The sequence below is a fragment of the Halobacillus locisalis genome, assembly GCF_013694105.1.
GTDB classification, from domain to species: Bacteria; Bacillota; Bacilli; order Bacillales; family Halobacillaceae; genus Halobacillus; species Halobacillus locisalis.
The window spans coordinates 1,087,414-1,111,801 of record NZ_JACEFG010000002.1 but is presented as its reverse complement, the minus strand read 5'-3'; the positions used below and the strand labels follow the sequence as shown (position 1 = coordinate 1,111,801).

Annotated in this window: 31 protein-coding genes; 11 read left to right on the top strand and 20 right to left on the bottom strand. The window is 43.2% G+C overall.

Annotated features, from left to right (window positions below; translation table 11 throughout):
* Positions 1-35 precede the first annotated feature (35 nt).
* Positions 36-1,208, bottom strand: coding sequence for an MFS transporter (locus H0266_RS12465; RefSeq protein WP_181472701.1), 1,173 nt, complete (start codon positions 1,206-1,208; stop codon positions 36-38).
* A gap of 155 nt (positions 1,209-1,363) precedes the next feature.
* On the opposite strand from H0266_RS12465, the gene H0266_RS12460 reads away from it, so the two are divergent.
* Complete coding sequence (locus tag H0266_RS12460; protein ID WP_181472700.1) at positions 1,364-2,122, top strand: TrmB family transcriptional regulator; 759 nt, start codon at positions 1,364-1,366, stop codon at positions 2,120-2,122.
* Between the two features lie 29 nt (positions 2,123-2,151).
* On the opposite strand, the gene H0266_RS12455 is transcribed toward H0266_RS12460, so the two are convergent.
* The 4 genes from H0266_RS12455 to H0266_RS12440 all read right to left on the bottom strand — a co-directional run bounded on the left by H0266_RS12455 (position 2,152) and on the right by H0266_RS12440 (position 3,609).
* The gene (locus tag H0266_RS12455) at positions 2,152-2,391 is read right to left on the bottom strand and encodes a hypothetical protein (protein WP_181472699.1); all 240 of its coding nucleotides are present in this window, start codon (positions 2,389-2,391) and stop codon (positions 2,152-2,154) included.
* Positions 2,392-2,446: 55 nt separating this feature from the next.
* On the bottom strand, positions 2,447-3,043 hold the full coding sequence (locus tag H0266_RS12450) for a serine/threonine protein kinase (RefSeq protein ID WP_181472698.1): 597 nt from the start codon (positions 3,041-3,043) through the stop codon (positions 2,447-2,449).
* Positions 3,044-3,176: 133 nt separating this feature from the next.
* Positions 3,177-3,431, bottom strand: a complete 255-nt coding sequence (locus tag H0266_RS12445; protein WP_181472697.1) for an alpha/beta-type small acid-soluble spore protein — start codon at positions 3,429-3,431, stop codon at positions 3,177-3,179.
* On the bottom strand, positions 3,415-3,609 hold the full coding sequence (locus H0266_RS12440) for a YozQ family protein (RefSeq protein ID WP_246363887.1): 195 nt from the start codon (positions 3,607-3,609) through the stop codon (positions 3,415-3,417). The genes H0266_RS12445 and H0266_RS12440 overlap by 17 nt, the downstream gene beginning before the upstream one ends.
* 113 nt (positions 3,610-3,722) lie before the next feature.
* Between H0266_RS12440 and H0266_RS12435 the strand changes: the two genes are divergently transcribed.
* Together H0266_RS12435 and H0266_RS12430 are read left to right on the top strand one after the other, a co-directional pair.
* Entirely contained in the window at positions 3,723-3,953 is a 231-nt protein-coding gene (locus H0266_RS12435) for a DUF3949 domain-containing protein (RefSeq protein WP_181472695.1), read from the top strand.
* Between the two features lie 115 nt (positions 3,954-4,068).
* Positions 4,069-4,206 (top strand): hypothetical protein, encoded by a 138-nt coding sequence (locus H0266_RS12430; RefSeq protein WP_181472694.1) that lies wholly within the window; start codon positions 4,069-4,071, stop codon positions 4,204-4,206.
* Positions 4,207-4,230: 24 nt separating this feature from the next.
* Here H0266_RS12430 and hpaB read toward each other — a convergent pair whose 3' ends face one another.
* The 6 genes from hpaB to H0266_RS12400 form a co-directional block, all read right to left on the bottom strand.
* Positions 4,231-5,664, bottom strand: coding sequence for a 4-hydroxyphenylacetate 3-monooxygenase, oxygenase component (gene hpaB / locus H0266_RS12425; RefSeq protein ID WP_181472693.1), 1,434 nt, complete (start codon positions 5,662-5,664; stop codon positions 4,231-4,233).
* Positions 5,665-5,809: 145 nt separating this feature from the next.
* Entirely contained in the window at positions 5,810-7,105 is a 1,296-nt protein-coding gene (gene aceA, locus H0266_RS12420) for an isocitrate lyase (RefSeq protein WP_181472692.1), read from the bottom strand.
* Between the two features lie 13 nt (positions 7,106-7,118).
* On the bottom strand, positions 7,119-8,711 hold the full coding sequence (gene aceB / locus H0266_RS12415; protein ID WP_181472691.1) for a malate synthase A: 1,593 nt from the start codon (positions 8,709-8,711) through the stop codon (positions 7,119-7,121).
* Between the two features lie 71 nt (positions 8,712-8,782).
* Entirely contained in the window at positions 8,783-8,902 is a 120-nt protein-coding gene (yhfH, locus tag H0266_RS12410) for a protein YhfH (protein ID WP_181472690.1), read from the bottom strand.
* Positions 8,903-9,099: 197 nt separating this feature from the next.
* Entirely contained in the window at positions 9,100-10,032 is a 933-nt protein-coding gene (locus tag H0266_RS12405) for an aldo/keto reductase (protein WP_181472689.1), read from the bottom strand.
* A 62-nt stretch (positions 10,033-10,094) separates the two neighbouring features.
* The gene (locus H0266_RS12400; protein WP_181472688.1) at positions 10,095-10,979 is read right to left on the bottom strand and encodes a LysR family transcriptional regulator; all 885 of its coding nucleotides are present in this window, start codon (positions 10,977-10,979) and stop codon (positions 10,095-10,097) included.
* A gap of 108 nt (positions 10,980-11,087) precedes the next feature.
* Here H0266_RS12400 and H0266_RS12395 point away from each other — a divergent pair, with 108 nt between their 5' ends.
* Together H0266_RS12395 and H0266_RS12390 are read left to right on the top strand one after the other, a co-directional pair.
* Positions 11,088-11,633 (top strand): flavodoxin family protein, encoded by a 546-nt coding sequence (locus H0266_RS12395; protein WP_181472862.1) that lies wholly within the window; start codon positions 11,088-11,090, stop codon positions 11,631-11,633.
* Between the two features lie 81 nt (positions 11,634-11,714).
* Positions 11,715-12,131, top strand: coding sequence for a VOC family protein (locus tag H0266_RS12390; RefSeq protein WP_181472687.1), 417 nt, complete (start codon positions 11,715-11,717; stop codon positions 12,129-12,131).
* A gap of 32 nt (positions 12,132-12,163) precedes the next feature.
* On the opposite strand, the gene H0266_RS12385 is transcribed toward H0266_RS12390, so the two are convergent.
* The 4 genes from H0266_RS12385 to H0266_RS12370 all read right to left on the bottom strand — a co-directional run bounded on the left by H0266_RS12385 (position 12,164) and on the right by H0266_RS12370 (position 15,368).
* Positions 12,164-12,736: a histidine phosphatase family protein gene (locus H0266_RS12385; protein WP_181472686.1), complete on the bottom strand. Its 573-nt coding sequence runs from the start codon at positions 12,734-12,736 to the stop codon at positions 12,164-12,166.
* A gap of 12 nt (positions 12,737-12,748) precedes the next feature.
* Complete coding sequence (locus H0266_RS12380) at positions 12,749-13,219, bottom strand: GNAT family N-acetyltransferase (RefSeq protein ID WP_181472685.1); 471 nt, start codon at positions 13,217-13,219, stop codon at positions 12,749-12,751.
* A 129-nt stretch (positions 13,220-13,348) separates the two neighbouring features.
* Positions 13,349-15,046 (bottom strand): dihydroxy-acid dehydratase, encoded by a 1,698-nt coding sequence (ilvD, locus tag H0266_RS12375; protein WP_181472684.1) that lies wholly within the window; start codon positions 15,044-15,046, stop codon positions 13,349-13,351.
* 166 nt (positions 15,047-15,212) lie between these two features.
* Positions 15,213-15,368, bottom strand: a complete 156-nt coding sequence (locus H0266_RS12370; protein WP_181472683.1) for a DUF1540 domain-containing protein — start codon at positions 15,366-15,368, stop codon at positions 15,213-15,215.
* 242 nt (positions 15,369-15,610) lie between these two features.
* Here H0266_RS12370 and murB point away from each other — a divergent pair, with 242 nt between their 5' ends.
* Positions 15,611-16,531 carry a UDP-N-acetylmuramate dehydrogenase gene (gene murB / locus H0266_RS12365; RefSeq protein WP_181472861.1) on the top strand — a complete coding sequence of 307 codons (921 nt, stop codon included), beginning with the start codon at positions 15,611-15,613 and terminating at the stop codon, positions 16,529-16,531.
* 34 nt (positions 16,532-16,565) lie between these two features.
* Here murB and H0266_RS12360 read toward each other — a convergent pair whose 3' ends face one another.
* Positions 16,566-17,264 carry an SDR family NAD(P)-dependent oxidoreductase gene (locus H0266_RS12360; protein ID WP_181472682.1) on the bottom strand — a complete coding sequence of 233 codons (699 nt, stop codon included), beginning with the start codon at positions 17,262-17,264 and terminating at the stop codon, positions 16,566-16,568.
* A gap of 120 nt (positions 17,265-17,384) precedes the next feature.
* Complete coding sequence (locus H0266_RS12355; RefSeq protein ID WP_181472681.1) at positions 17,385-17,882, bottom strand: lactoylglutathione lyase family protein; 498 nt, start codon at positions 17,880-17,882, stop codon at positions 17,385-17,387.
* A gap of 122 nt (positions 17,883-18,004) precedes the next feature.
* Here H0266_RS12355 and H0266_RS12350 point away from each other — a divergent pair, with 122 nt between their 5' ends.
* Positions 18,005-18,346, top strand: a complete 342-nt coding sequence (locus H0266_RS12350) for a winged helix-turn-helix transcriptional regulator (RefSeq protein ID WP_181472680.1) — start codon at positions 18,005-18,007, stop codon at positions 18,344-18,346.
* A gap of 42 nt (positions 18,347-18,388) precedes the next feature.
* On the opposite strand, the gene H0266_RS12345 is transcribed toward H0266_RS12350, so the two are convergent.
* Positions 18,389-18,997 carry a YpjP family protein gene (locus H0266_RS12345; protein WP_181472679.1) on the bottom strand — a complete coding sequence of 203 codons (609 nt, stop codon included), beginning with the start codon at positions 18,995-18,997 and terminating at the stop codon, positions 18,389-18,391.
* A 74-nt stretch (positions 18,998-19,071) separates the two neighbouring features.
* Positions 19,072-19,323, bottom strand: coding sequence for a hypothetical protein (locus H0266_RS12340; RefSeq protein ID WP_181472678.1), 252 nt, complete (start codon positions 19,321-19,323; stop codon positions 19,072-19,074).
* A gap of 175 nt (positions 19,324-19,498) precedes the next feature.
* Here H0266_RS12340 and H0266_RS12335 point away from each other — a divergent pair, with 175 nt between their 5' ends.
* The 3 genes from H0266_RS12335 to H0266_RS12325 all read left to right on the top strand — a co-directional run bounded on the left by H0266_RS12335 (position 19,499) and on the right by H0266_RS12325 (position 21,685).
* On the top strand, positions 19,499-20,113 hold the full coding sequence (locus H0266_RS12335) for a spore coat protein (RefSeq protein ID WP_181472677.1): 615 nt from the start codon (positions 19,499-19,501) through the stop codon (positions 20,111-20,113).
* Positions 20,114-20,240: 127 nt separating this feature from the next.
* Positions 20,241-20,873: a LysE family transporter gene (locus H0266_RS12330; protein WP_181472676.1), complete on the top strand. Its 633-nt coding sequence runs from the start codon at positions 20,241-20,243 to the stop codon at positions 20,871-20,873.
* Between the two features lie 62 nt (positions 20,874-20,935).
* Complete coding sequence (locus tag H0266_RS12325) at positions 20,936-21,685, top strand: YqcI/YcgG family protein (protein WP_181472675.1); 750 nt, start codon at positions 20,936-20,938, stop codon at positions 21,683-21,685.
* On the opposite strand, the gene H0266_RS12320 is transcribed toward H0266_RS12325, so the two are convergent.
* Complete coding sequence (locus tag H0266_RS12320; RefSeq protein WP_181472674.1) at positions 21,682-22,968, bottom strand: amino acid permease; 1,287 nt, start codon at positions 22,966-22,968, stop codon at positions 21,682-21,684. The genes H0266_RS12325 and H0266_RS12320 overlap by 4 nt on opposite strands.
* A gap of 119 nt (positions 22,969-23,087) precedes the next feature.
* Between H0266_RS12320 and H0266_RS12315 the strand changes: the two genes are divergently transcribed.
* Positions 23,088-24,035: an arginine deiminase family protein gene (locus tag H0266_RS12315; RefSeq protein WP_181472673.1), complete on the top strand. Its 948-nt coding sequence runs from the start codon at positions 23,088-23,090 to the stop codon at positions 24,033-24,035.
* The last annotated feature ends 353 nt before the right edge of the window (positions 24,036-24,388 follow it).

Sequence of the window (24,388 nt, the reverse complement as noted above, 5' to 3'; positions counted from 1 at the left end):
TGATTAAATTCTAATATCTACATTTGATCTGCTCGTTAAGAATCATGAATTGCTTCCTGCCTGGTCGCCACTTGTCCTCTCGTAATAGAGAAAACAGCCGTACCAAGAGCAAACAAAATGAACAGTCCCCCCACTGTTGCATTGTGGACGACGGAGGTTTGACCGATGACCATTCCACCGACAGATGATCCCGCAGCGATTCCGAAGTGTAAGGCAGAATTATTCAAACTCTGCTGAATATCGGACGTTTCAGGTGCTGAGGTAATCAAAAAATTTTGTTGAGCAGGTGTAATCGCCCAGCTCAGAGCACTCCAGATAATCATGACGACTAAGAATAAGGGAAGAGAGAATGTGACAAACGGAATCATAAATATGGCTACGGCAAAGGCTATGATGATTCCGATGATGCTTCGCTCAGATCCGAAACGGTCGGACAATGAACCACCAATACCGCCCCCTGTTACAGCTGCTACACCAAAGATAAAGTACACGATACTTACCCACGTAGCGCTTAGACCCATTTCCGCTTTAAGAAAAGGAGTCAAATACGCATACAATGTCAAGTGACCTGTCAAAAACAGAAAGGAAGTCAGCTGTGCAGAAAAGATTTTCTGATCTTTCAACGTACGGATTTGCTCTTTAATAGAGATGACAGGTTTTGGTTCGATTTTACCAAGTGTTAACGCAACCGCTAGCATAGAAGCTAGGGTGAGGATGGCAATGAACAAAAAGGGTGCACGCCAACCGAAAGCATTTCCGATTGTCAGACCGATCGGAACACCTAGAACGAGTGAACCGCTGATTCCCATGAAGATCGTACCAATGGCACGGCCTCTATACTCCGCTTTTACAATGGATGAAGCAATCGTGACAGCCAGTACAACGAGCAAGGAACCACTTGCCGCAGTAAATATCCGGGCCGCCATGATGACGCTATAGTTCGGACTCCAAAAGGCTAATAAATTCCCTAAAAAGAAAATCAACAACGTCCATAGCGTCAACTGCTTCCTCTCATACCTTGCTGTCATGGTCAGCAAAATCGGAGAAGCAATCCCAAATACAACAGAAAAAATCGTAATCAATAAGCCAGCTTGACCAAGGCTCACTCCAAGATCGTCTGCAACTAAATCAAGAAGTCCTCCTATGATCAGCTCAACCGTTCCCACGACAAAAGAAACAATCGCCAATAAGTAGACCTTTTTATTCATATCTTTCATTCCCTCTTTTCGTTTGAGTTACCACTACAATGGTAACCATTATAACAAAGGAAAACAAAGGAAAACAAGAGGAAATTCCATTCATTTTACGTAAATGTCTGAACCGTGTATTCTTAGGAAAGGATTACTGTGAGAAGAGGGGTAACATGCTACAGAAATTTGGATTCACCCAATATGAAAGTCAAGTCTTCGAAGTGTTGACAGCAAGCGATGAACCGTTGGATGCAACGACGATCGTCAAATATTCGCGCGTACCGAAATCGAAAGTCTACGAAGTATTAAATCGCCTCATTGAAAAAGGTTTACTGAAAAGTTCCTATACGAATAGAAAAAAACTCTATACAGCACTTCCTCTCGATACAACCATTCGTAAATTAACGGCGGAGTTTGAAGAGAACGTTGAAGAGTTGAAAAATAAGAAGTACACGCTGACACCGAACGACGACCGAGTGTGGACGATCAAGAACGCAACAGCAATCTCAAGTGTCACCTCTGATCTACTGCAACAAGCCCAATCCAGCATTTATTTGTCAGGATGGAGCGACGATCTCTCCCCGCTTCTTCCTACATTGGAGCACAAGCAACAAGAGGGCGTCACCGTCGAAGTCCTTTCTGTTGGAGAAATGGAAACGAAGTTAACCGCTCCTCACGTATTGGTGCCCGATGAGAATCATGAAGCGTTAGAGCGTCACCAATTGATCATCATAGACGAGAGGGAAATTTTACTTGCTGGGGTTGAACAAGAAGAGTGGCAAGGTATTCATACCCTTTCAAGTCCCCTTGTCAAATTCTTTACGGAGTTTTTCTTTCACGATGTAGCTCTGACTGAAATCACAAGAAAGTACGAAGATATTCTAAAAGAAGACGAACAACTTCAGAGTATTCTTATGAAATTAAGGTATTAAAAAAATCCCAGCTGAACTGGGATTTTTCTTTATACCTTTTCTACGACATATACGTTCTTCTCACGATAATATTTTTCCCCATTATCGCTGGAATGCTCAAAGAAACCGGCATAGGAATGAACCACCTTATACTCTCTATCCGGCTCATTAAACAGTTGATTTTCGTTATTCGAAACAAGCACGACGTCTGTCGTCGAAACAAAACTATCTAATTCTTTTGCTGTGTAATTTTTCCCTACTTCTACGTCACTTAAGCGATATTGAGTCATATCCAATCCCTACCTTTCCTTTTCCATTCTATTCCCAGGAAGGAACAAGAATAAACTAGATAGGAAGCAATCGCTTACGATATAGACGAATGACAAATTCAATGAAAAATTTCGGGAACTTTCTTGGGAAATAGCGTTTTTGATAATAAGAGAAATACGCTTTTTTCAAATCATCCCAATGAGGACACTCTTCTTCTTGAGTGAAGCGGACGACATCTATCACTTTAATAGCCCCCTCTTCGGTCAGGAGGATGTTCTTCAGATGCGTGTCAGATGGGTTAAGCCCTTGGCTTCTGGCATACTGCATCGCAAGATCCACTTGTTCAACCATTTCTTCTGTGATCGACACGCCTTGAATCAAGCAATCGTACAATGTCTGACCTGCCACATATTCAAGCACTAGAAATCCATCGCCTACATCATACAGTTCAGGAAACAAATCGTGGTTGGAAAGTCTCCGGTACACGTCTGCTTCTATTTGAGCTAAATGTTTATACTTTGGATAAAAGACTTTTACGACTTGGTTTGTTTTTTCAATTTTATAAGCAACCGCACTTCTGCCTTGGCCAATCCAATCAAACTGCTCTGGATAGGAATGAACCTTATCCCCATTCCATGTCATCTCATCCACTAGTTGCTTTATCTTGTTCATTGAACTCTCTCCCGTGAGTGTTCACTCTTATTTTCTCTATTATATCAAATATATGCGCGTACAAGCCGATTTTTGCTTTAACTATAGGAATAATCAAACAAAAAAAGAAGGTGCACGAACACCTCCTTTTCCGTTACTTCTTAGATTGTAAATCGGTCTGCGCCCGGAGCACGAGCTCTTTCACCATTTGCCCACCTAAGGACCCGCCGATTTTGCCTGCTTGCCTCGTCGTTAAATCGCCATTGTATCCTTTTTGCAAAGGTACACCTTTTTCTCTTGCCATTTCATATTTCGCATCGGCAGCCAACTTTGTCTTAGCGATTTCTGCTTTTAATTGATCTAGTCCCTCTCGTGCTTCGGGAACGAGGATCTTATTTCTTCTGTTCATTTTGTTTTCGTCCTTTTGGGAAACGTTCTCTAGATAGTGGCTCCCCATCATGACTGATTAAATTCCCTTCGTCATCCACCTGATCGATGCTGCCATCTATCGTACCTTCCATATAACTATCCTTTGCTTGTTCTTCTGTTATTTTAAATCCTTGGTCATTTTTTGGTCGTCGATTCATGTCCATTCCTCCTTCTTTTATAGGTTTTGCAAAAAGAAAGGAATCATTCGATTGAAACTTCTAAGGATTTCAACCGTACGTATAAACAGACTGTAAAATAAAGGAGAATGTACATGCTTTTCAATGCATTCCTCGGTATTGCGGGCATCTATGTCTTATTAAGTATTCTGCTTACCCCTTTGCAATACCGCTACCTTGAAGCCATGAAAGAAGAACAGAAAGAAAACCAAACTCAGCAAGAATATTTTGAGTCGATGCCCATTCAAGAAGAAGTTCTTCATGTGAATAATCACGTCAATCCCTTATTCTTCTTGGTTAATTTTTTTCGCCTGGTTGATTTTTAAAGCAAAAAATAAACGATAGTAATACGGAATCCTTCATTTAATGTGAATATCACAGCATGTAAAGGTCGGATAAAACTCCTCCACTAGCTCAGACTAATAGCGGAGGTGATCACGCATGAGTAACAAAAGCAACTCCGGAAAAAGGAAAACACCCGCAACCGTTAATCCTCAAGGTCACACAGAGGATGTAGCCGATCAACAACCGAAATCCCAATTAGAACAAAGAGCCAAACGAACCAACCGAAAAGGATAAACAAAAAGAGCTGACGTCAATGCGTCAGCTCTTTCTTTGTAGAAATTGATCGGCGAGTGTGATAGGTCCTTCGTTATCAAACGTGTGGTAAATCGTTTGTTGTAACCGAATAGGATCCCCAAAGAAAAACCGCTCATATAACGTCTGCCTTGTTCCGAATCCACTCATCGTCAAATCCCATGCGAGGCGAAATAAGGCGACCTTCTCTTCCCCACTAGATTCACACGTTTTTAAATAACCACTTAAATCCGTTCCGATTTCTGAATGGAAGTCCCTTTCTGTTGGCAGTGTAATCAAGCCACTTGCTCCGAGCAATTGGATGATTTCCGTAAAACGCGGATACAGATCTTGAAATTGGTTGATTGCGGTGTACAGTGGAAGGCGGGCAGGAACCATAACCCCGTCTTCATTCTTACTGGCGGTCTGTTCTGAATGGTGAAGAAGAGCCTTCAGCATTTCCGTACCTTTGACCATCTCTGCAATTTTGGATTGTACGTGTTGGTACTCTCCGATGTTGATCTCATCGACGATTTTCAAAGCAATGCCCAGGATCAGCTCGGCTTTGATGACTTGCCTTGAAACGATTTGATGCAATGTAAAAGGTACGAACATTCCTTTTACATATAAGTTATTGGCAGCTCGGATGTTTTCATAGAAGAATACCCGATCCCACGGAACACATACATTATCGAAGAGGACAATGGCATCCATCTCTTCAAACCTCGAAGAAAGAGGGGAATTGAATCGACTGTTATCATTAGTGAGTGACGAGCGACAGACAAAGGTTAGTCCGCGAGTATCTGTTGGGACAGAAAACGCGTAGGCCTGTTCCTTTTCTTGTGCACCTGGAGCCGAATACACGAGGAGCTCATCTGTAATCCCTCCTTGTGTTGCCAGTAACTTTGCGCCTCGGATGATTATGCCATCATCTGTTTTCTTGATGATGCGAGCATTTTGATGATCTTTTTCTAGAAAGGCGAGCTTTGAACGATTATTTTGGGGATTGATAAATGTATGAGTAAAGGAAAGGTCCTTTTCTCTCGCTTTCATATAAAAGCGTTCAAGTGTATCAGGAAAGCAGTTTTCCTCGTTTTGAAAAACGGATTGGGAAGCGACGAACGATGCAAGGACCGTATTCATATAGTCTGGGCTACGCCCCATGAGGCCTCCCGTATGACAAGCCCACTTCTGAACCATTTCTCTCCTTTTCGTGAGGTCAGCTTTTGTTTTAGGAATTAAGTAAGAGGTGCCGAACAATTCACCGTTTTCTATTGTTGTCATCGTATCTTTAAGAGCAGGGTCCGTTTGTAAGTCATAGAGCGCAGCTTGAGATTGAACTGCTCCCCGAAAAGCAGGGTGCTCTCCTATATTACCTGTAATTTTCTCACCATCGTACCAGACTGTGGAGGTCAATGCTTCGATCCGCTTCTTGTAGTCCTCTCCATTGATCAAGCTCATCCTCTCCCCGCACATAAAATAGCTGATGAATTATCTTATTGAAATGAGTGGGCGGATGTGCACGTACAAGAGAAGCTTTTATGTTGAATTTCACATTTTTCGTGCAACATGAAAAAAAGACCCCCACCTAAGGGAGGTCTTGAGATTATGTGGAGTGTATTTTATCTTCTGTAAACTGCTCTGCCTCTGTAGACCCTTTCAATGCAACGGTCGAAGAAGTCCCACCTGAGATGATTTGAGCTACTTCATCAAAGTATCCTGTTCCTACTTCTCTTTGGTGACGAGTAGCTGAATACCCTTCGCTCTCACTTGCAAACTCAGCTTGCTGCAGCTCTGAGTAAGCTTCCATTCCTCTGTCCCTGTATTGTCTTGATAACTCGAACATGCTGTGATTCAACGCATGGAAACCAGCCAAGGTCACAAATTGGAACTTGTATCCCATCTTACTCAACTCTTGTTGGAAGTGGGCAATCGTTTCATCATCCAGTTTCTTTTTCCAGTTGAATGAAGGCGAACAATTGTAAGCGAGCATTTTATCAGGATATTTCTCATGTATCGCTTCTGCAAACTGTCTGGCTTCTTCTAAATTTGGTTCGGATGTTTCACACCATACCAAATCAGCATAAGGGGCATAAGACAATCCTCTCGCAATCGCTTGATCCAGTCCTGCTCTTGTTTTGTAAAAGCCTTCTGCCGTTCTTTCACCAGTAAGAAATGCGGCATCAGCAGGGTCGATATCACTTGTAATTAAATCAGCAGCATTCGCATCTGTACGAGCGATGATAATCGTCGGAACTCCCATGACATCCGCCGCAAAACGAGCGGAAATCAAATTCCTTACAGCCGTTTGAGTCGGCAGCAACACTTTCCCACCTAAGTGCCCGCATTTTTTCTCTGAGGACAATTGGTCTTCAAAGTGAACCGCTGAAGCACCCGCCTCAATCATGCCCTTCATCAATTCAAACACATTCAATTGACCACCGAAACCAGCTTCAGCATCAGCCACGATCGGAGCGAACCAATCGATGTCTGTTTGCCCTTCCATATGATGAATCTGGTCAGCACGTTGAAGTGCCTGATTGATACGTTTCACCACTTGAGGAACACTGTTCGCCGGGTAAAGGCTTTGGTCAGGATACATCTGGCCTGCAATATTGGCGTCTGCAGCCACTTGCCACCCGCTTAAGTAAATCGCTTTCAAGCCGGCTTTCACTTGTTGCATCGCTTGGTTTCCTGTCAACGCCCCTAGTGCATGGACGTAGTTCTCTTCATGTAACAGGCGCCACAGTTTCTCAGCCCCTTTTTCAGCAAGCGTATGGGTGATGTCCATAGAACCGCGCAAACGGATGACATCCTCTGCTTCATAAGGCCGCGTAACACCGCCCCAACGCTTTTCATCCTGCCAAGATTGTTGTAGTTTCTCTATTCGTTCATTTGTCATTTCCGAATCCCCCTTAAGATAAGTGCTTATATGCCTCAATCGTTAGAAACTCTGCAAAATCATCGTCCCGAATCAACTTCTCAAACAACGCTTCCGCTTCTTTATAAAAACCGGACTCAAAGGCTTCCAATCCCACCTCTTGTTGAATCGCCATCATCTCTTCTTGCTTCCATTGATCGAACCATTCAAAGGTTACCTTCCGACCGTCTTCGAGAACCCCCTTAGGGTGACGGATCCACTGCCAGAGCTGAGCTCTTGAGATCTCCGCTGTTGCTGCATCTTCCATTAAATGATGGATTGGAGCTGCACCTCTTCCAGCAAGCCAAGAAGCCATGTATTGAATACCTACGTTTATATTCGTTCTTACGCCTTTTTCAGTAATGGATCCTTCGGGAACGGCGATTAAATCCTCTTCGTTCACTTGGATATCTGTAATCAGTCGGTTGATTTGATTCGGTGTTTTCATTTTTTCATTGAACACCTGAAGTGCTGTTTCAACCATAGCCGGGTGCGCCACCCAAGTACCGTCGTGTCCGTCGTCGACTTCTCGTTGTTTATCAGATCGAACTTTGTCAAAAGCGGCTAGGTTCTTTTGTTCATCATGTTTCACAGGGATTTGCGCTGCCATTCCCCCAATGGCAGGAGCTCCCCTGCGGTGACAGGTCTGAATCGTCAGCAAGGAGTACGACCTCATAAAGGGTACGGTCATCGTCACCTCTGCTCGATCAGGCAAGATAACTGCTGGGTCATGACGAAACTTCTTCAAATAGCTGAAAATATAATCCCATCTTCCACAATTCAAACCTGCTGAATGTTCTTTCAGCTCATAAAGAATTTCATCCATTTCAAACGCAGCCAATATGGTTTCTAGGAGCACGGTTGCTTTAATAGTTCCTCTCTGTATTCCCAGTGCTTCCTGTGCAAAAAGGAAGACTTCATTCCATAGTCTTGCTTCTAAATGGTTTTCAAGTTTTGGTAAGTAAAAATATGGACCCGATCCGTTTTTCAGAAGTTCTTTTGCATTATGGAAGAAATAAAGCCCGAAATCGACGAGACTTGCTGATGCCTGTTCTCCATTTAACGTTAAGTGCTTTTCTTGAAGATGCCATCCTCGTGGTCTTACCATTAAAGTAGCCGTCTCTTCGTTCAATTCATATGTTTTTCCTTTTCCATTTTGAAAGTTGATTGTACCTCTGATCGCATCCCGTAGATTGATTTGCCCTTGCACGGTATTTCTCCATGTCGGAGAATTCGCATCTTCAAAATCAGCCATGAACACTTTGGCCCCAGAGTTCAGCCCGTTGATCACCATCTTCCGGTCTACCGGGCCGGTGATCTCCACTCTTCGATCTTGTAAATCGTGTGGAAGAGGACCAATCCTCCACTCACTTTCTCTGATTGTTACTGTTTCTTCTAGGAAGGTCGGCTTTGATCCTTGAATGATTTCGTGTTGGATCTGCTCTCGCCGCTTTAATAGTTCTAATCTCTTGGGGTTGAAACGTTGATGGAGTTGTTCTAAAAAGATTAAGGCTTCAGGGGTCAGTATTTCTCCAAAGGAAGGAGAGAGTTCTCCTTCCACCATCCAATTACTTGTTTCCGTTTCCATGTATCCGCCACCTTTTGTTATACAATAAATTAAATTAAAATAACCTGATATATAACAGTTACACTAAAAAATTATTCATCTTTCTTAGAAAGACAACGATCACATTCCATCATGTACGTATAGGCCTGTGACTTCACTTCTGTACCACATTGAGGGCAAGAAACCGTAAGTGTGTGATTTGTTTTTTTCATTTTAACTCCTCCTTTTGTGTAACAGTTAATATCTTTATTATCTGTTATGGTACAGTCTACGATGTTAAACCGAAAAATGCAACAACTTTTTTGAATTTTTTCACAATTAGTTCAGCTGCCCATTCGTGAGTTTGCATCATCCTTACTCTACAGAATTAAAAAAAGTCCGCCACAATAGGTGGCGGACATCATGCTTCTTAAGAAAAAATGTCATCAATTCGCTTGATCTCATCTGAAGACAAATCGACCTTCAATGTATTTAGATTATCAATGACTTGTCGTTTTCGTTTCGCACCAGGAATAACCGCATCAATGGACGACTGATTCAAATACCATGCCAATACAACATGAGGAACATCCACTTCTTTTTGTTCTGCAATAGGCCTGAGTTGATCGACTTTGGCTAAATTCTCTTTGAATGCTTTCCCTTGGAATAGGGGGTTTTTCGATCTGAAATCATCAAATGTAGAATGCTCATCATACTTTCCGGCTAACAACCCAGAGGAAAATGGGAAGTAAGGAACAAATGAAATCTGTTCAGATGCTGTGTACGGAAGCATCTCCTGCTCCGCTTCTCGTTTGAATAAGTTATACTCTGATTGAATAACGTCGACATACCCGTCCTGATTGGCCTCTTTCAATTGATCCACAGAAAAATTAGAAACACCGATTGAGCGGATTTTGCCCTGTTCCTGCAATTCTCTCAACGCCCCTACCGCTTCATATTTAGGCGTGTCTTCATCTGGAAAATGAATGTAAAACAAGTCGATATAGTCCGTTTGTAATCTTCTCAAACTCTTTTCAACTTGTTCCTTCAGAAAGTCCGGGCGGTTGTTGAGAACGACGTCATCACCTTTGAATTGATGTGCCCCTTTCGTTGCCAATACGATTTCATCACGACTTCCGTGCTCTATCATCACCTGTCCCACTAGTTCTTCCGATCGCTCTGGACCATAAATGAATGCCGTATCAAGAAAATTCATACCATGCTGAAGTGCGGTACGAACCACATCTTTTCCTGCTTCTTCATCTAAGTTCGGATAGATGTTATGCCCCCCGACCGCATTGGTGCCAAGACCAATAGGATTCACTTTCAAGTCTGACTTCCCTAACTGTATTCTTTTCTCCATGTGTCTCATCCTCTCTTCAAATCTACATTATCGATTACCTCTTTTTCTTGCAGTGAAAACAACTAGATGCTTTTACCTTCCTCAAGTAAATCGATAAATCTTTGTATAGAAGGTGATAACCATTTCTTTTGCTGATAAACCAACTGAACGTGTAAGTGTAAATCCACATCGAAATTCAACGATATTAATTTTCCACTTTTCAATTCTTCTTGCACTGCCATGGCGGGTAACATAGCAATGCCAAGCTCATCTACGACACACTGCTTTATCGCTTCAAGACTTGTAAAAGAAAGTGTGGACCTCGGCTGAATGTGTTGGCCTTTCAACAGTGACTCCAAGGATTCTCGATAGGTGCACCCTTTCTCTGTAAAGATCAAAGTCTCATCTTTCAGCCATTCAATGTCCAGCCGTTCTTTTTTAGAGAATGAGTGTGCAGGTGAAGAAACAAACACCATGTTCTCTTTTTTCAAAGGGACAGTGTTCAAGTGGGGATGATGAAGGGGATGGTCCAACAAAATCGCTACATCATATTGCCCCTCAAGAATCCCGCTCTTTAGATTCGGACATAATCCAGACTCTAATTTGATTCTTAAGTCAGGATTTTCCGTTTTGAATACTTTGATTGCGTTCGTTATGTAATAAGCAGCCAGCGATTCTACTGTCCCTATCCGTAGGGTTCCTCTCATTTGAACTTCCTGAGATACTTTATCTTTTGCTTCCTCAAGCAAGTCAATCATCGTTTGTACATAATAAAACAGCTCTTCTCCAGATTGAGTAAGACACATTTTCTGACCGACCCGCTCGAATAATTTGATTTGGTAGTATTGTTCGAGTTTTCTCATTTGTGCGGTTACACTCGACTGTGCATATCCTAGCTCTTCCCCAGCTTTTGTATAGCTTCCCCACTTTACGACTTCTTTGAATGTATAAAAATATGATGTATCCATGACAACCTCCATCGAAATATTCAATACTATGCATAGAAAATTATAGATAACTACAATCCATCAAGCAATGCTAGACTAAAAGGAAATGAAACCAAAGGAATGAGTATGATGAAAATATTAGCCATTTTAGGAAGCGCGCGTAAGGAAGGGAACACGGAGTATTTGCTGCGGAAATCGCTTGAAGGTATTGATCATACGCAGATTCGTTTAACCGATTATCACATAGAGCCCATTATAGATGAGAGGCATACTGAAAAAGGGTTCTTCCCGGTAAATGATGATTACGAAAAACTTCTCGAGGTATTCCTTTCTCACGATATCATTATTTTTGCCACGCCCGTCTATTGGTTTGGCATGTCAGGTCAAATGAAGGTTTTCATTGATCGATGGTCGCAGTATATGCGAGACGACCGCTTCGATTTCAAAGAGAAGCTGGCTGAGCAGAAAGCTTATGTAATCGTTTCTGGTGGAGCAGACCCAAAGATTACGGCTCTTCCTCTCATTCAGCAATTCGGGTACATTTTCGATTTCGTCAACATGTCATTCGAAGATTACATCATCGGGAATGCCGTCAAACCACTCGACATCATAAAGGATACCCCGTCTATCCAAAAAGCCAACCAGTGGAGGGATGCATTTTCTGAATCAAGATAAACAAGAACAAATGTTCTTGTTTTGATAAATGAATTCGTTTACAATGAATGTAGACAATCATTCACAAGAAGGAGTGTATTTATGAAGCATCAAGCGACCCCTTATTTTACATTCAATGGGCAGGCAAGAGAAGCACTGGACTATTACAAAGAGGTCTTCGATGGAGAAATTACAAACCTTCAGACCTTTGGAGACGCTGATTTTGATACACCACCGGAGATGGAAGACCGAATCATGCATGCTCGCCTTCAAAATGGAAACTTCTTATTCATGGTTTCCGACAACTTCGGGAATCATGAGGTTCAAACAGGCTCGAATATTTCCTTAGCACTAGAATTGGAAAGTCCAGAGGAAATCGAACGGTATTATAACCGCCTGAAGGAAAACGGCAAGATCATCATGGAATTACAAGATACGTTTTGGGGAGCGACTTTCGCAAAAGTTAAAGATGCTTACGACATTACGTGGGACTTGAATTTCGAAAAGCCTCAAACCTAACAAAAGCGGCTCTGTAAGCCGCTTTTTTCTCATCAATCTAAATGTGAGGTACAGTTGAATCTTTCGAAATGCCAGCCTTTCTTTTCCCTGATCACCTCTGTTAGAGAAGTATTCCTGATATGTTGCACTTCGGACTCCTCTTTTGTCATCTCCTTCACAAGATGACTGATTAGGGCTCCGTGACTGACAATCAAAATACGTCCTCCTTCATGTTCAGCCAAGATATCTTCTAGAAACGACATCCCTCTATTGAGAACATCATCCTTTTTCTCTAAGCCCAACTCCATACTTCTCCAGTCTTCTCCCCATCTATCTACTCTTTCTTGCTCTGTCGTCCCTTCAATTTGACCGCCTCCTACCTCTTCAAGCCGACTATCTTCCTGAAGCGGGATTTGAAGCTGCTCTTTTATAACCTCAGCTGTCTGCCTCGCACGGGTTAATGGACTCACATAAATCTTTTCCCAAGGCTCACATTTTAAGCGATCTGCCAATTTTCTCGCCTGTTGTATTCCCTCCTCGTCAAGAGGGATGTTCGAACTGCCTTGAGCTCTTCTCTCTTTATTCCACAATGTACTTCCATGCCTGATGATTCCTAACCTAGTCATTTCTCCCCCCCTTTATATACTCTTTTTACAGTAAAGCCCAGAAGCATCCTTATACGCTTGAGCATAGCCTAAAGAACGATGGGCTTGTTGACTTAATACGTTATCTGATTCCACGTCAGAAGCCATGTGTCTGCACTTCTTTTGTTTAGCCCACTTTTCTCCTAAGTAAACGAGTCCACTTCCTAACCCCTGACTTCTTAAATCCTCATCAACGTACCACCCCTCTATGTACCCGACTGGGGAAGACTCTACGAAAGGTAATTCTGGGTATAGTGACAGCTCGATAAACCCTCCAAGTTTACCGTTCGTCCTCTCAATAACCAAAACCTTCCATGTAAGCTCATGTTTATAGAATGGTTCCTCTTTATAAATGTGAATCATATTTTTCATATGTTCTTCATCGTTTGCATGGGGCCATAACGTACGGCGCATACGCAAATATTCTGATTGATCTTTCTGAAAATCTTCAATCTCCCTGATCACTTACAAGACACCCCCCCACCCAAATTTGTCTTGTGCATACTCTGGTGATGGTTGTAAATACAAAATATGGACGAAAACCACATAACAAGATAATAAATAGAGACCGCTTTATAAAGCGGCCTCCATAACTTAATCTAAATCCAAATCTGTGACCGCTCCCTTAGCAGAAGAGGAAACGAGTCGAGCATATTTAGCCAGAACACCTGTTTTATACCTTTGTTCCGGTCGTTGCCATTGCTGTTTACGATGTTCGAGCTCTTCGTCTGTGACTTCAAAGTTGATTTGTTGTGTATCGCTGTCAATCGTGATCGTATCCCCTTCTTTTAACAACCCGATTGGACCACCAACAGCAGCTTCAGGAGCTACGTGACCAATTACAAACCCATGTGATCCACCCGAGAAACGCCCATCCGTCAATAATGCGACTTTGCCGCCTAACCCTCGTCCAACAATCATCGCTGTGATGGATAACATTTCAGGCATGCCCGGGCCTCCTTTAGGTCCGACATTTCGGATGACTAAGACATCGCCTTCCTTAATCATATCGGCCTCTATCGCTTCTGTGGCTTCAGCCTCACTATCATAAACCCGTGCTGGACCTTCAAAACGACTGATCTTCTGACCTGACATTTTTGCTACGGCACCATCAGGAGCTAGATTCCCTTTCAGTACCACAAGTGGACCACTCGGTTTGATAGGTTCCTCTAGAGGCAAGATGACTTTCTGTCCTTCTTTCAATGGTTCTGCCTCTGCCAGGTTTTCAGCCACTGTTTTTCCTGTGACCGTCAAGCAATCACCATGAAGCAATCCGTGTTCATGGAGCAATTTCATGACCGCCGGTACCCCACCACTCTCATATAAATCCTGCATCACATATTTCCCGCTCGGTTTCATATCCGCAATGTGAGGGACGTTTACCCGAACGCGCTCGAAATCATCTAAGGTAAGGTCCACTCCGGCTGAATGGGCCATGGCCAATAAATGAAGGAAGGCATTGGTGGAACCGCCTAGAGCCATGACGACGGTAATCGCATTCTCAAAAGCCTCTTTCGTCATGATATCTCTTGGATAAATCTCACGCTCTAGCAAGTTCAACACCATTTCGCCTGCTTGATGGCATTCTTTTTCTTTGTAATCGGCAATCGCGGGTGTAGAAGACGAACCGGGAATACTCATTCCGAGGGCCTCTACTGCTGAAGCCATCGTATTGGCCGTGTACATGCCTCCACACGCACCGGCTCCAGGACAAGCACTACATTCCACTTTGTGAAGTTGTTCGTCATCAATCTTTCCCTCTTGGTACTGTCCTACCGCTTCAAAAGAAGAAACAATATCAATGTCTTCTCCGTTCAATTTCCCCGGTTGGATCGTTCCACCATATACATATACGGCCGGAAGATTCATTCTACCTAGGGAAATCAAGCACCCCGGTGTTGTTTTGTCACAACCACCTATAGCTACTACACCATCTAATCGCTCCGCGTTCGTTACCGTTTCAATAGAATCAGCAATCACCTCTCGGCTGGGCAGTGAAAAATTCATCCCTTCATGTCCCATCGCTATTCCATCCGCTACTGTAATCGTATTGAAAATCATCGGTGCGCCTCCACCTTCGCGAGCACCGTTTTTCGCTTCGCGCGCTAGACGATCTATATGTACATTACAAGGAGTCACTTCACTCCATGTACTTGCTATACCAATCATGGGTTTCTTAAAATCCTCATCCGTGAAACCGACGGCTCTTAACATCGACCGGTTGGGAACCCGGTTCACCCCTTCGCTGATTACCTTACTTCTGATGCGCAAATCTTTCTTTGTTTCATCCATAAGTTCCACCTCTTTCACCGTAATTAGGAATCGCTTATACTGATGATACTAACTCCATCACTGCTTGGCAATCATTTTTCAGAAAATATAAAACATTCTTTTAATTGAAGCGCTTACAAAAAAAGACTCACCCGATTTAAGTCGGGTAAGTCTTGTATAGGAACTTTTATCGGGTGGGCTCAAACGTTTTACAGTCTGTTTCCTGACTCGTATTCGCTTGACGGCCACGGTGACTAACGACAAATATCTCTTCTGCACCGCAACTTTTCCCATTAAGGTTATGCACACAATTGGAAACTTCACACAGTACATCCTTTGCCATCACCACACACCTCCCTACCCTCTTACTATTCACATGTTGGGCTGAAGTTATCCTTCCATTTGAATCGATTGTCTTACCAAAAATATGATAGAATAAAAAGCGTGCAACACAATCGGATGCTGAAACTTTTTTCAACAACCAGCATAAACTAACTATAAAAATGGCGAACGACCCTTAGTTGGAAATGTCCTTTGATGGATGAACAACTTACTGAAAATACAACAAATATAGGACTGGTGTTCATGACGAATAAAAAGAAAATATATACGAAACTGATGGACCTCGTCAAAGAGGAAAACGTGAAAGTGGATGAGCTGCTAAAAGACCACTTGTACACGAAACTTGGAGGAAGAGCTGATTTCTTCATTACGCCCACTTCCTTTGAAGAAGTACAAAACGTAGTGAAGTTAGCAAAGGAAGATGGAATTCCTTTCACGTTATTAGGAAATGGATCGAATCTAATTATCAAAGACGGTGGCATTCGCGGAATCGTAATCAATTTGAAACATTTAGATTCGATATCCTCAGAAGGAAATACCGTCGTCGCCCAAAGCGGCGCTCGTATCATCGATGCTTCAAGGTATGCACTGGGTGAAAATCTATCTGGTTTAGAATTCGCTTGTGGAATCCCTGGAACCGTCGGTGGCGCATTGTACATGAACGCAGGTGCTTACGGTGGTGAAATTAAAGACGTACTCGCATACGCCCATGTCGTCGATAAGGACGGAAACTTAGTAAGAAGGGATGCCTCAGAGCTTGACCTCGACTACCGTACAAGTAATATTCCAGACCGTGGAGACATCGTTGTTGAGGCTACTTTTCATTTAACTCCTGGGTCTCATGAAGAAATCAAAGCGGTGATGGATGATTTAACGTACAAACGCGAATCCAAGCAACCCCTTGAATATCCATCGTGCGGGAGTGTGTTCAAGCGACCACCTGGATACTTTGCCGGCAAGTTAATTCAAGATAGTGACTTACAAGGAAAGAATATAGGCGGGGCAGAAGTGTCGACAAAGCACGCTGGGTTCATTGTAAACAAGGATGATGCTTCTACATCGGATTATATTTCTCTGATTGAACATGTTCAAAAGACGGTCAAAGAAAAGTTCGGAGTGGAACTAGAACGCGAAGTCCGTATCATAGGCGAAGATCCATCCTAAAAAGAGCTGCCATAACGGCAGCTCTTTCTTGTGTTTAAAACTCCAGCTCTTCTTTATCTCTGAAGAACTTACCGTTAGGCCCATCATCCTCTAATTGAGCCAACCAAAGAATCCCTTCCATGGCCTCCTCAGGTTCTCTTTTCGCTTTCTCTCCTCCAAGGTCCGTCTTTACCCAGCCCGGACTCACGGAATTCACCTTCACGTTCTTTCTTCTCGTTGACCCAGCAAATAGACGAGTCAAGGCATTCAAGCCAAACTTGGAGGCTTTGTAGGCCCCTGCCATCGGAGCATCCATTGCAGAGTTGACACCCATTTCAGCCGCTAAGTTTACGACACGACCGTAATCATTTTCAATCATGACAGGAATAAACGTGTGCATAAGGAAATAAGGGCCGAAGTAATTGACGAGCTGAACATCCTCGAATGTGACCGTATCCACATCAAGAATCGAATCTTTTTTATCAGGGAAGATGCCTGCATTATTCACAAGCACGTCCAGTTTCCCGTCCGCTTCTATAATCTGATCTTTCAAGTGACCGACTTTATCGGGTTGAGCTACATCACAAAAAATGTAATGGACATCAAGACCTTCGTCTTGCAATGTTGATGCCGCTTCCTTTCCCTTTTCTTCATTTCTAGCTCCTAACCACACCTTAAAACCTGCTTGAGCAAGCTGACGACTCGCCTCGAATCCCAGACCTCGATTGGCTCCTGTTACGAGTGCATTCTTCATATGATGCCTCCTCATCCATTCATTTACCTCCTTATATCCCATTATGAGACGTCAAACACATGTGAATGCGTTTTGAATCGGTTTGTGAATGTGAAAAAGCACTTCACTTAAGATTGCCCTTTATTCATAAGCACCCTTCGAATAAGTCAATTCATAGCTATGCGTATAAATCTCAAAGACGTTGCCGAACGGATCTTCGACGTACACCATCTTATAAGGTTTATCACCAGGGTAATATTCACGGATCGGCATGCGTTGTTTACCGCCATGTTCTTTGATTTTTTCGACGATGCCTTCAATATCAGGGTCCTGGACACAGAAGTGGAAGATCCCTGTTTTCCAGTATTCGAAATTGTTATCGGGCTTTTCGTTATGGGAGAACTCGAATAGTTCAATTCCAATTCGATCTCCTGTAGATAAGTGAGCAATTCGGATACTTTCCCACTCACTACCAAATACATCACGGCACATTTGCCCGACCGGTGAGTCATCATTTTGAATAGTGGATGGTTCCATAATGGTGTACCAGCCAAATACGTCTGTATAGAATTTAAGAGCTTGTTCTACATCAGGAACAGATAATCCAATATGAGAGAAATTTCTAGGGTATGGTTGCATGTGCAAGACCTCCTATTGTAATTGTGTTGACGCGTTCTATGTTATACCATTACGATAATGAGCGTAAGAATGCACTTTTATGTTAGAAACTAACCTGAAAGTAACTAAGGAGTGAAATAGATATGAGTGAACAACCGAATGTGGACGAACAGGGGAAGTTGAAGTGTTCAATTGAATATACATTGAACAAAGTGGGCGGAAAGTGGAAAACGGTCATTCTTTGGCATTTAGGCGTTGACGGCATCCATCGATATAATGAACTGCGCCGCTTACTTCCTGGTGTCGCACATAAAGTGCTGAGCCAACAGCTGAAAGATTTGGAAATGGACGGGTTGATTCAACGCAAGCAGTATGATGAAATCCCTCCTAAAGTCGAGTATTCCATGACCGACAAAGGGAGAACGCTGCTGCCGCTTCTAGAAGAAATGCACCGTTGGGGGACAGAGCAAAGTCAAAAAGAATAAAAAAAGACGACTCCAATTAACAGAGTCGCCTGATCAACGTCGTTATGACATCCACTTCGGTGGAGTATTTTTCTCCCAATAGATTTCTCCTATGGAATGGTGTTTCGTAAAGTTATCATCTTCTAAATGATAATGGAAATTGAACCAGTAGCCCTCTCCAGGACGCTTGTCCCTTCGTACATCAAATCTCGCTACTTCTTTTTGTGTTTTCTGATGGACAAGGGTGAAGATTTTCTCACCATATCCTGGTGTCAACTCTTCTGTAATTTCATAGTAAGGCAAGTCCTCTTCAGTGACCTCACCTAAAATGGAAGCGACAATTTCCTCGATTTTCGGTAAAATCTCTTCTGTCATGTCCCCGTCCACTTTTTCAATGATACGTGGCCCCATTTTCGTAATCGTCTGCTCTTTCGCTTGCTCTTTCATCTTCTTTACATAATCATCTGCATTAAGAGGAAGATCCTCACTGGCTTCTTGTTCTAAATCATGTGATGGCGGATCTTCAATAACGGTTCTGCCACTCGTTTCGTCTTGTGGAGCAACTTCTTTATTCTCTGCCGTATCCGTAGCGGCATAGGTAGGCGGGATATACAATCCTAAGGTTAGTGCAGATATGAGTACGACAAATAACTTTCTTCCCCAAGTTCTCATTTCTCTATCTCCCTTTTCAATCCTCTTTTCCTCATTTTATCATGAGTGGAGGTACTGTCTATGTATAAAAGGTATCAATTTCGTGACTCGATTGTTACAGGAAGCCTTTCAGGGGCATGAAGCGTGTAAATGCGTTTGTCCTCTTTCACGAATGGTCCCGTGAGTTCCGCACCATTCGATTTTGCCATCTTAGCAAATTCATCTGCGTCATCAACGAGCACATGAAGCCCCATGACTTGTCCACTCCTTCTGTTCGATCCGCTCCCTGAGCAATCCAACTTTGTCCCTTCCGGATGTGAAAGGTGCTGATAACCTAATATCCTCAATAGAAGTACCTCCATAACACTTGAATTATTTGAATATTTCATCATATACCTATCAGCTTAACACGAATGGACACTTTTGTGGGAGCTCTGTCAAAATTAGACCTTTTTCCACCCATACATGAGATTCGCGGTAATGGGAAACCTGAATAAGAATCACTTTACAGGAGGTTTTCTTATGCAAAATCAAAAGCAGCAAGGCACTCAACAAGGACAAACGATGATGAACATGAATCATGGGGGCCATGAGTTATTTGATGCTCATGAAGTCATTGCAGGAATGATCAGTCTTTTGGACCAATACCAAATGTACGATCAGCACATTCAAGACCCAGAGCTGAAAGACATCCTCACACGTCAATCCAATTTCGTGCAGCAAACGTACAATACGATCGTGCACAGCTTTTCTACAGGTCAAGACCCTCAAGTACCGACGCAACAGTATAAAATGAACCAAAATAACGATGCCGTTTATGGGGTCAAGCCCGGCCAGCCTAAAAAGCCGAACCAATCCGTTCAGGACCTTTCCGACCAGGGGCTATCAGCCTACATGCTTAGTCAAACCAAGTCACTTGCCAGCCTCATGGCTATGACGGCTCTAGAAATGACAAACCCGGTGCTTCGTCGGGTCATCGCAGATAGCGTACCGAACTTTATTGAGATGAGTTATGAAACCTTCCTTTATCAAAACAAGCACGGGTATTATCAAGTTCCTCAATTGAATCAACAGGATATGACGGCTATGTTAAAAAGCTATACACAAACTCCTGGGCAGGGAAATCAAACGCACTAACACGAACATTCAAACAAAAAACAGAGGATGACACGACGCAACGTGTCATCCTCTGTTTTTTTTTCATAAGCTTGTCCCTCTATTGATATAGTAGTATCAAGTATGGAAAAAAGGTGGGAGAACTGCTATGGGCATTTTCTTAAGTTATATTGTATTAGGCGTATCGTTATCTGCACCGATGGGGCCGATCAACGCAGCACAGATTGATAAAGGTATCCGCTTCGGTTTCATGCACGCGTGGTTGCTCGGGGTAGGAGCCATGCTTGCCGATGCTGTCTTTATGCTGATGATTTATTTCGGACTATCTCAATGGGTCGATACACCTTTGGTCCAGACATTTCTATGGTCGTTCGGTTTCTTCATCCTCTGTTACACAGGGGTTGAAAGTATGATCCATTCCTCCCGCGTATCCGAAACACCTCACGAAAGGTCCGTACAAGAGAAGAAGCGAAAATCAATGCTTACGGGGTTCTTCCTTGCGATATCAAACCCGCTGAGCATCTTATTCTGGTTAGGCATTTATGGGGCAATGCTCGCTCAAACGTCTAAAAGCTACGCTGGGGAGCAGCTGCTACTATACAGCGGGGGAATCTTTATCGGAATCTTAGTGTGGGATGTATGCATGGCAAGCTTAGCCTCGGGTGCTAGACGATGGATTCAACCTCGCATGCTTCAAGCGATTTCGATTGTCTCGGGAATCGTGCTAGTCATCTTCGGTCTTTATTTCGGGTTTCAAGCATTCCATATCCTTTTTGCATAGACAAACACCTATAGCTCTCTCTTTCATACGATAAGGTGTGTTCAGCCTTAGGAGGGAGAGTCATGCATTTACTTACAAAGTCTTCGATTGAACAACAAGCGTCATCACTTGAACCTTGGGAGCAATCGGCTTTCGACTATTTCAAACAGATGATGCTGGATCGTAAACATCCGTATCCTTGTGTTCCAGGTATCCAAGGATTCCTGGAAGATTCACTACGCTATGGTTTTGCAGGAAATCCTAAAAGCTACAAAACTGCCGAGCAATTAGCATCATTACTCAAAGCATACGGAAAAATCTCTAGAGACACTGGCCGCTATGCGTCTATTGTGGTCTTTTTCGATACACAGGATATAGAAAGAGCAACCTCTATTTCGTCGTATCAAGAAATCTTCTGGACGCTCCTTTCCCGTGTCCACGAACTAGATGAAGAGCCCTGGCCAGATGATATTTCCACATGCCCTGAAGATCCTTCATGGGAATTTTGTTTCGATGGGGAACCGTATTTCGCCTTTTGTGCCACTCCGGCTCATTCAGAGAGGAAAAGCCGTCATTCCCCCCACTTCCTTATCGCTATGCAACCTAGATGGGTTTTCCATGATATTCACGATGGAACGTCCTATGGTCGAAAGTTAAAAGCCGCCATCAGAAAGCGTCTGGAGGAGTATGACGAAAGACCCGCACACCCTGCGTTAAAATGGTATGGGCAGAAAGATAACTTGGAATGGCAACAATACTTTCTTCAAGATGACGACACAATACCTTCCAAATGCCCGTTCAAGGCGATGATGCAGCGAAACCAAAATGCTTAATTCCTGCACTGCTTGATCCAAGTTGCTACAGTAATCAAGATAAGGAAAACAAAACTGACCCATAATCCTGTTCGACTAGTGCCATCAAATAAGGTTCCGACAATAGCCACTGCAATGATCGCCGCTGCCACCACGACTTTCACCAAAGCCAATCCTTTAGGCTTCATCATCGACCGGTACGAAAATAAGATGAAGATCCAATTATACAACAGCATCAGACCGGCTGCTGTCGTGATATAGGCAAAGATGTTATTTGGCAGCAACAGAGCAAACACTACGGAAATCACCACCATCACCGTTGTCAGGATAAAAGCCGGAAGAGGCGTATGTTCTTCTCCTTTCTTCGCAAATAAGGAAGGAGCGTCTCCTTCTTCTGCTAAAGCTGTCACCATCGTTGTGACAGCATACAAGGAGGCGACCATCGTCGAAAAACCCGCAATGATCAAGATGCCGTTGAATACATGAGACACCCAATCCCACTCGAGTGGTTTCAATGCCGTGATGAACGGACTTTCTTCTGTATCAATATCTTGAAGCGGCGCTAAACGGACAACCAGAAAAAAGGAAGCTACATACAGAATGGTCAGTAAGAAGAGCATGAGACGACCGGATTTCTCGGCTTCATTCGGATCCTTCAACTCCGAAGCCATCAACCCCATCACTTCCACTCCTCCAAATGCATAGAACGCATAGAGCAGAGCGATCCAAAGCCCTGTTCCTCCCTCCGGAAATAGCTCCAGTGTCTGAGTTTGTACGTCTGCTCCCTCATTGTGCAACAAGCCAAGCATGGCTGCTCCTCCAATCAGGACAAACATGACGATAGCCGCCGCTTTCATCAATCCAAAGATATTTTCCAAGTCCTCGATCTTTTTAACACCTAGATATAAAACAAACAATCCGATAACAGAAAAGAAGGCCGCACATAACCAAACGGGGGCATAAGGGAACCAAAATCGAGCAAAAATGGCAAGGGCCGTCAATTGACTCCCCATAATCAACAATTCCGCTGTCCAATACACCCAGCCGTTACTGAACCCTGCCCATGACCCAAAAGCTTGTTTGGCATAGGTGCGAAAAGATCCTTTCTCCATATGATCAGCCGTCATTTTCGCCAACGCTTGATAGACAAGCCATGTGACGATTCCAGCTGTTAAATAAGCGATCAGGACAGACGCCCCTGCTTGTTGAATGGCTAGACTTGAACCTAGAAAATACCCAGTCCCAATGATACAACCGACTCCGATTAAGGATAACTTCCACCACGAAAGTCCTCGTTTACTCATCTCCACCTCTCCTTTACGTGTAGTGTGAGGTAGATGTAAGCAGAATATGTGAGGGAACAAGTATGACCGCCGTTTACGAGGAAATAGTAAACATAGACCAAATAAGGGAGATGAGACGTATGAAATTGCATCCTAGTTGTTTTAGCGAACACGAACCGTTACAAGCTGTGATTGTCTGTTCACCCGCACCCCTTGATATCCCTGACCAGCAAACGGCCGTCGACATTCAATGGGAAAAACCGTTTGACTATCAAAAAGCTGCCCACCAGCATGCCGCCATGGTCAAAGCATTAGAAGATGCTGGAGCCATGGTCATCGACTATTCTAAACATATAGCCAACCAGGACACCCCTTTTCACAACCAACTCGTCAACCGTCTGTTCACAAGAGACTTGGCTGGGGTATGCGGAACGACCGTGATTCCAGGTGAAGCGGCCACTTCCATGAGACAACCCGAATATATCCTTTCCCATCAATTGTTCGAACAATGGTTTTCTTCGGATCAATTTGAAATCGTTAAAAACGAAAAATGGAAAGCGTTAGAATTCGGGGATGTCTATGTACTCAACAAAGACGCTGTACTTATCAATACCGGAATGCGAAGCAGTATGGAAAGTGTGGAAGCAGTGAGGAATAAAATGTTTGCAGCTGGTTTTTCAGAGGTCGTTGCAATCGACCTCCCTAGAAGAGCGGATACGATGCACCTCGACATGAACGCGAACATGATAGGCGGCCATCATTTCCTCGCCAAAAGTTTTATGCGGTATTTCCCTGTCCGCTTGCTGACACAAAAAGGAGGCATGTACCTCATGCTTGGCGATTTCTTAAGAAGGCACGGAATAGAACCGGTCTGGACGAACGAAGTCAAACGGACGCTTCCTGACATCAATTTTCTTAATCTAGACCCTGAAACACTCTTAGTCAGTTCAAAAATGAACAAACAATTAAAGCATCACAAAAAATTACGTAAACATAAGGTGATCGAAGTGGAAGTTGATGAACTTGAAAAAGGTGGCGGTGGAATACGGTGTATGACTCTTCCTTTGATCAGAGAAAAACTCTCCTAATGGAAGAAGCCGTCACTTGATATAATTTCTCCCCAGTTCGGTGCATAGAATAGGTAAACAAGTTTTTAGAGGGAGTGTCATCATGAGCCTATTACAAATGTACGTTTGTGTATTGATTATGGGGTCCATCATAAGTTCAGCGATCATATCAAAAAAATGGAAATCAAAATTGCTCCATAGTCAAAAAATGATGATTTCTATGTACTCAGGTAATAGTATAGGTCTCTTGGTAGGTGTAGTACTCACCATGGTTATAAGTGGGGACTTTTTCACTCTGACTATATTAGGAATGGTGATAGGTGCTTCTTGCGCTATGTTGTTCTGCTGGAATCTAGGGATTACCTACATACTAG

Bases quoted from the DNA above. Each gene is read 5' to 3' on its own strand.
- H0266_RS12455 (WP_181472699.1), bottom strand. From the start codon at position 2,391: ATGACTCAATATCGCTTAAGTGACGTAGAAGTAGGGAAAAATTACACA.
- murB (WP_181472861.1), top strand. From the start codon at position 15,611: ATGACGAATAAAAAGAAAATATATACGAAACTGATGGACCTCGTCAAA.
- H0266_RS12315 (WP_181472673.1), top strand. From the start codon at position 23,088: ATGAAATTGCATCCTAGTTGTTTTAGCGAACACGAACCGTTACAAGCT.
- H0266_RS12325 (WP_181472675.1), top strand. From the start codon at position 20,936: ATGCATTTACTTACAAAGTCTTCGATTGAACAACAAGCGTCATCACTT.
- H0266_RS12355 (WP_181472681.1), bottom strand. From the start codon at position 17,882: ATGCAACCATACCCTAGAAATTTCTCTCATATTGGATTATCTGTTCCT.
- H0266_RS12465 (WP_181472701.1), bottom strand. From the start codon at position 1,208: ATGAATAAAAAGGTCTACTTATTGGCGATTGTTTCTTTTGTCGTGGGA.
- H0266_RS12400 (WP_181472688.1), bottom strand. From the start codon at position 10,979: ATGGATACATCATATTTTTATACATTCAAAGAAGTCGTAAAGTGGGGA.
- ilvD (WP_181472684.1), bottom strand. From the start codon at position 15,046: ATGGATGAAACAAAGAAAGATTTGCGCATCAGAAGTAAGGTAATCAGC.
- H0266_RS12335 (WP_181472677.1), top strand. From the start codon at position 19,499: ATGCAAAATCAAAAGCAGCAAGGCACTCAACAAGGACAAACGATGATG.
- H0266_RS12405 (WP_181472689.1), bottom strand. From the start codon at position 10,032: ATGGAGAAAAGAATACAGTTAGGGAAGTCAGACTTGAAAGTGAATCCT.
- H0266_RS12440 (WP_246363887.1), bottom strand. From the start codon at position 3,609: ATGAATCGACGACCAAAAAATGACCAAGGATTTAAAATAACAGAAGAA.
- yhfH (WP_181472690.1), bottom strand. From the start codon at position 8,902: ATGAAAAAAACAAATCACACACTTACGGTTTCTTGCCCTCAATGTGGT.
- H0266_RS12345 (WP_181472679.1), bottom strand. From the start codon at position 18,997: ATGAGAACTTGGGGAAGAAAGTTATTTGTCGTACTCATATCTGCACTA.
- H0266_RS12370 (WP_181472683.1), bottom strand. From the start codon at position 15,368: ATGGCAAAGGATGTACTGTGTGAAGTTTCCAATTGTGTGCATAACCTT.
- aceA (WP_181472692.1), bottom strand. From the start codon at position 7,105: ATGACAAATGAACGAATAGAGAAACTACAACAATCTTGGCAGGATGAA.
- H0266_RS12395 (WP_181472862.1), top strand. From the start codon at position 11,088: ATGAAAATATTAGCCATTTTAGGAAGCGCGCGTAAGGAAGGGAACACG.
- H0266_RS12430 (WP_181472694.1), top strand. From the start codon at position 4,069: ATGAGTAACAAAAGCAACTCCGGAAAAAGGAAAACACCCGCAACCGTT.
- H0266_RS12385 (WP_181472686.1), bottom strand. From the start codon at position 12,736: ATGACTAGGTTAGGAATCATCAGGCATGGAAGTACATTGTGGAATAAA.
- H0266_RS12435 (WP_181472695.1), top strand. From the start codon at position 3,723: ATGCTTTTCAATGCATTCCTCGGTATTGCGGGCATCTATGTCTTATTA.
- H0266_RS12450 (WP_181472698.1), bottom strand. From the start codon at position 3,043: ATGAACAAGATAAAGCAACTAGTGGATGAGATGACATGGAATGGGGAT.
- H0266_RS12445 (WP_181472697.1), bottom strand. From the start codon at position 3,431: ATGAACAGAAGAAATAAGATCCTCGTTCCCGAAGCACGAGAGGGACTA.
- H0266_RS12330 (WP_181472676.1), top strand. From the start codon at position 20,241: ATGGGCATTTTCTTAAGTTATATTGTATTAGGCGTATCGTTATCTGCA.
- H0266_RS12390 (WP_181472687.1), top strand. From the start codon at position 11,715: ATGAAGCATCAAGCGACCCCTTATTTTACATTCAATGGGCAGGCAAGA.
- H0266_RS12460 (WP_181472700.1), top strand. From the start codon at position 1,364: ATGCTACAGAAATTTGGATTCACCCAATATGAAAGTCAAGTCTTCGAA.
- hpaB (WP_181472693.1), bottom strand. From the start codon at position 5,664: ATGAGCTTGATCAATGGAGAGGACTACAAGAAGCGGATCGAAGCATTG.
- aceB (WP_181472691.1), bottom strand. From the start codon at position 8,711: ATGGAAACGGAAACAAGTAATTGGATGGTGGAAGGAGAACTCTCTCCT.
- H0266_RS12350 (WP_181472680.1), top strand. From the start codon at position 18,005: ATGAGTGAACAACCGAATGTGGACGAACAGGGGAAGTTGAAGTGTTCA.
- H0266_RS12320 (WP_181472674.1), bottom strand. From the start codon at position 22,968: ATGAGTAAACGAGGACTTTCGTGGTGGAAGTTATCCTTAATCGGAGTC.
- H0266_RS12360 (WP_181472682.1), bottom strand. From the start codon at position 17,264: ATGAAGAATGCACTCGTAACAGGAGCCAATCGAGGTCTGGGATTCGAG.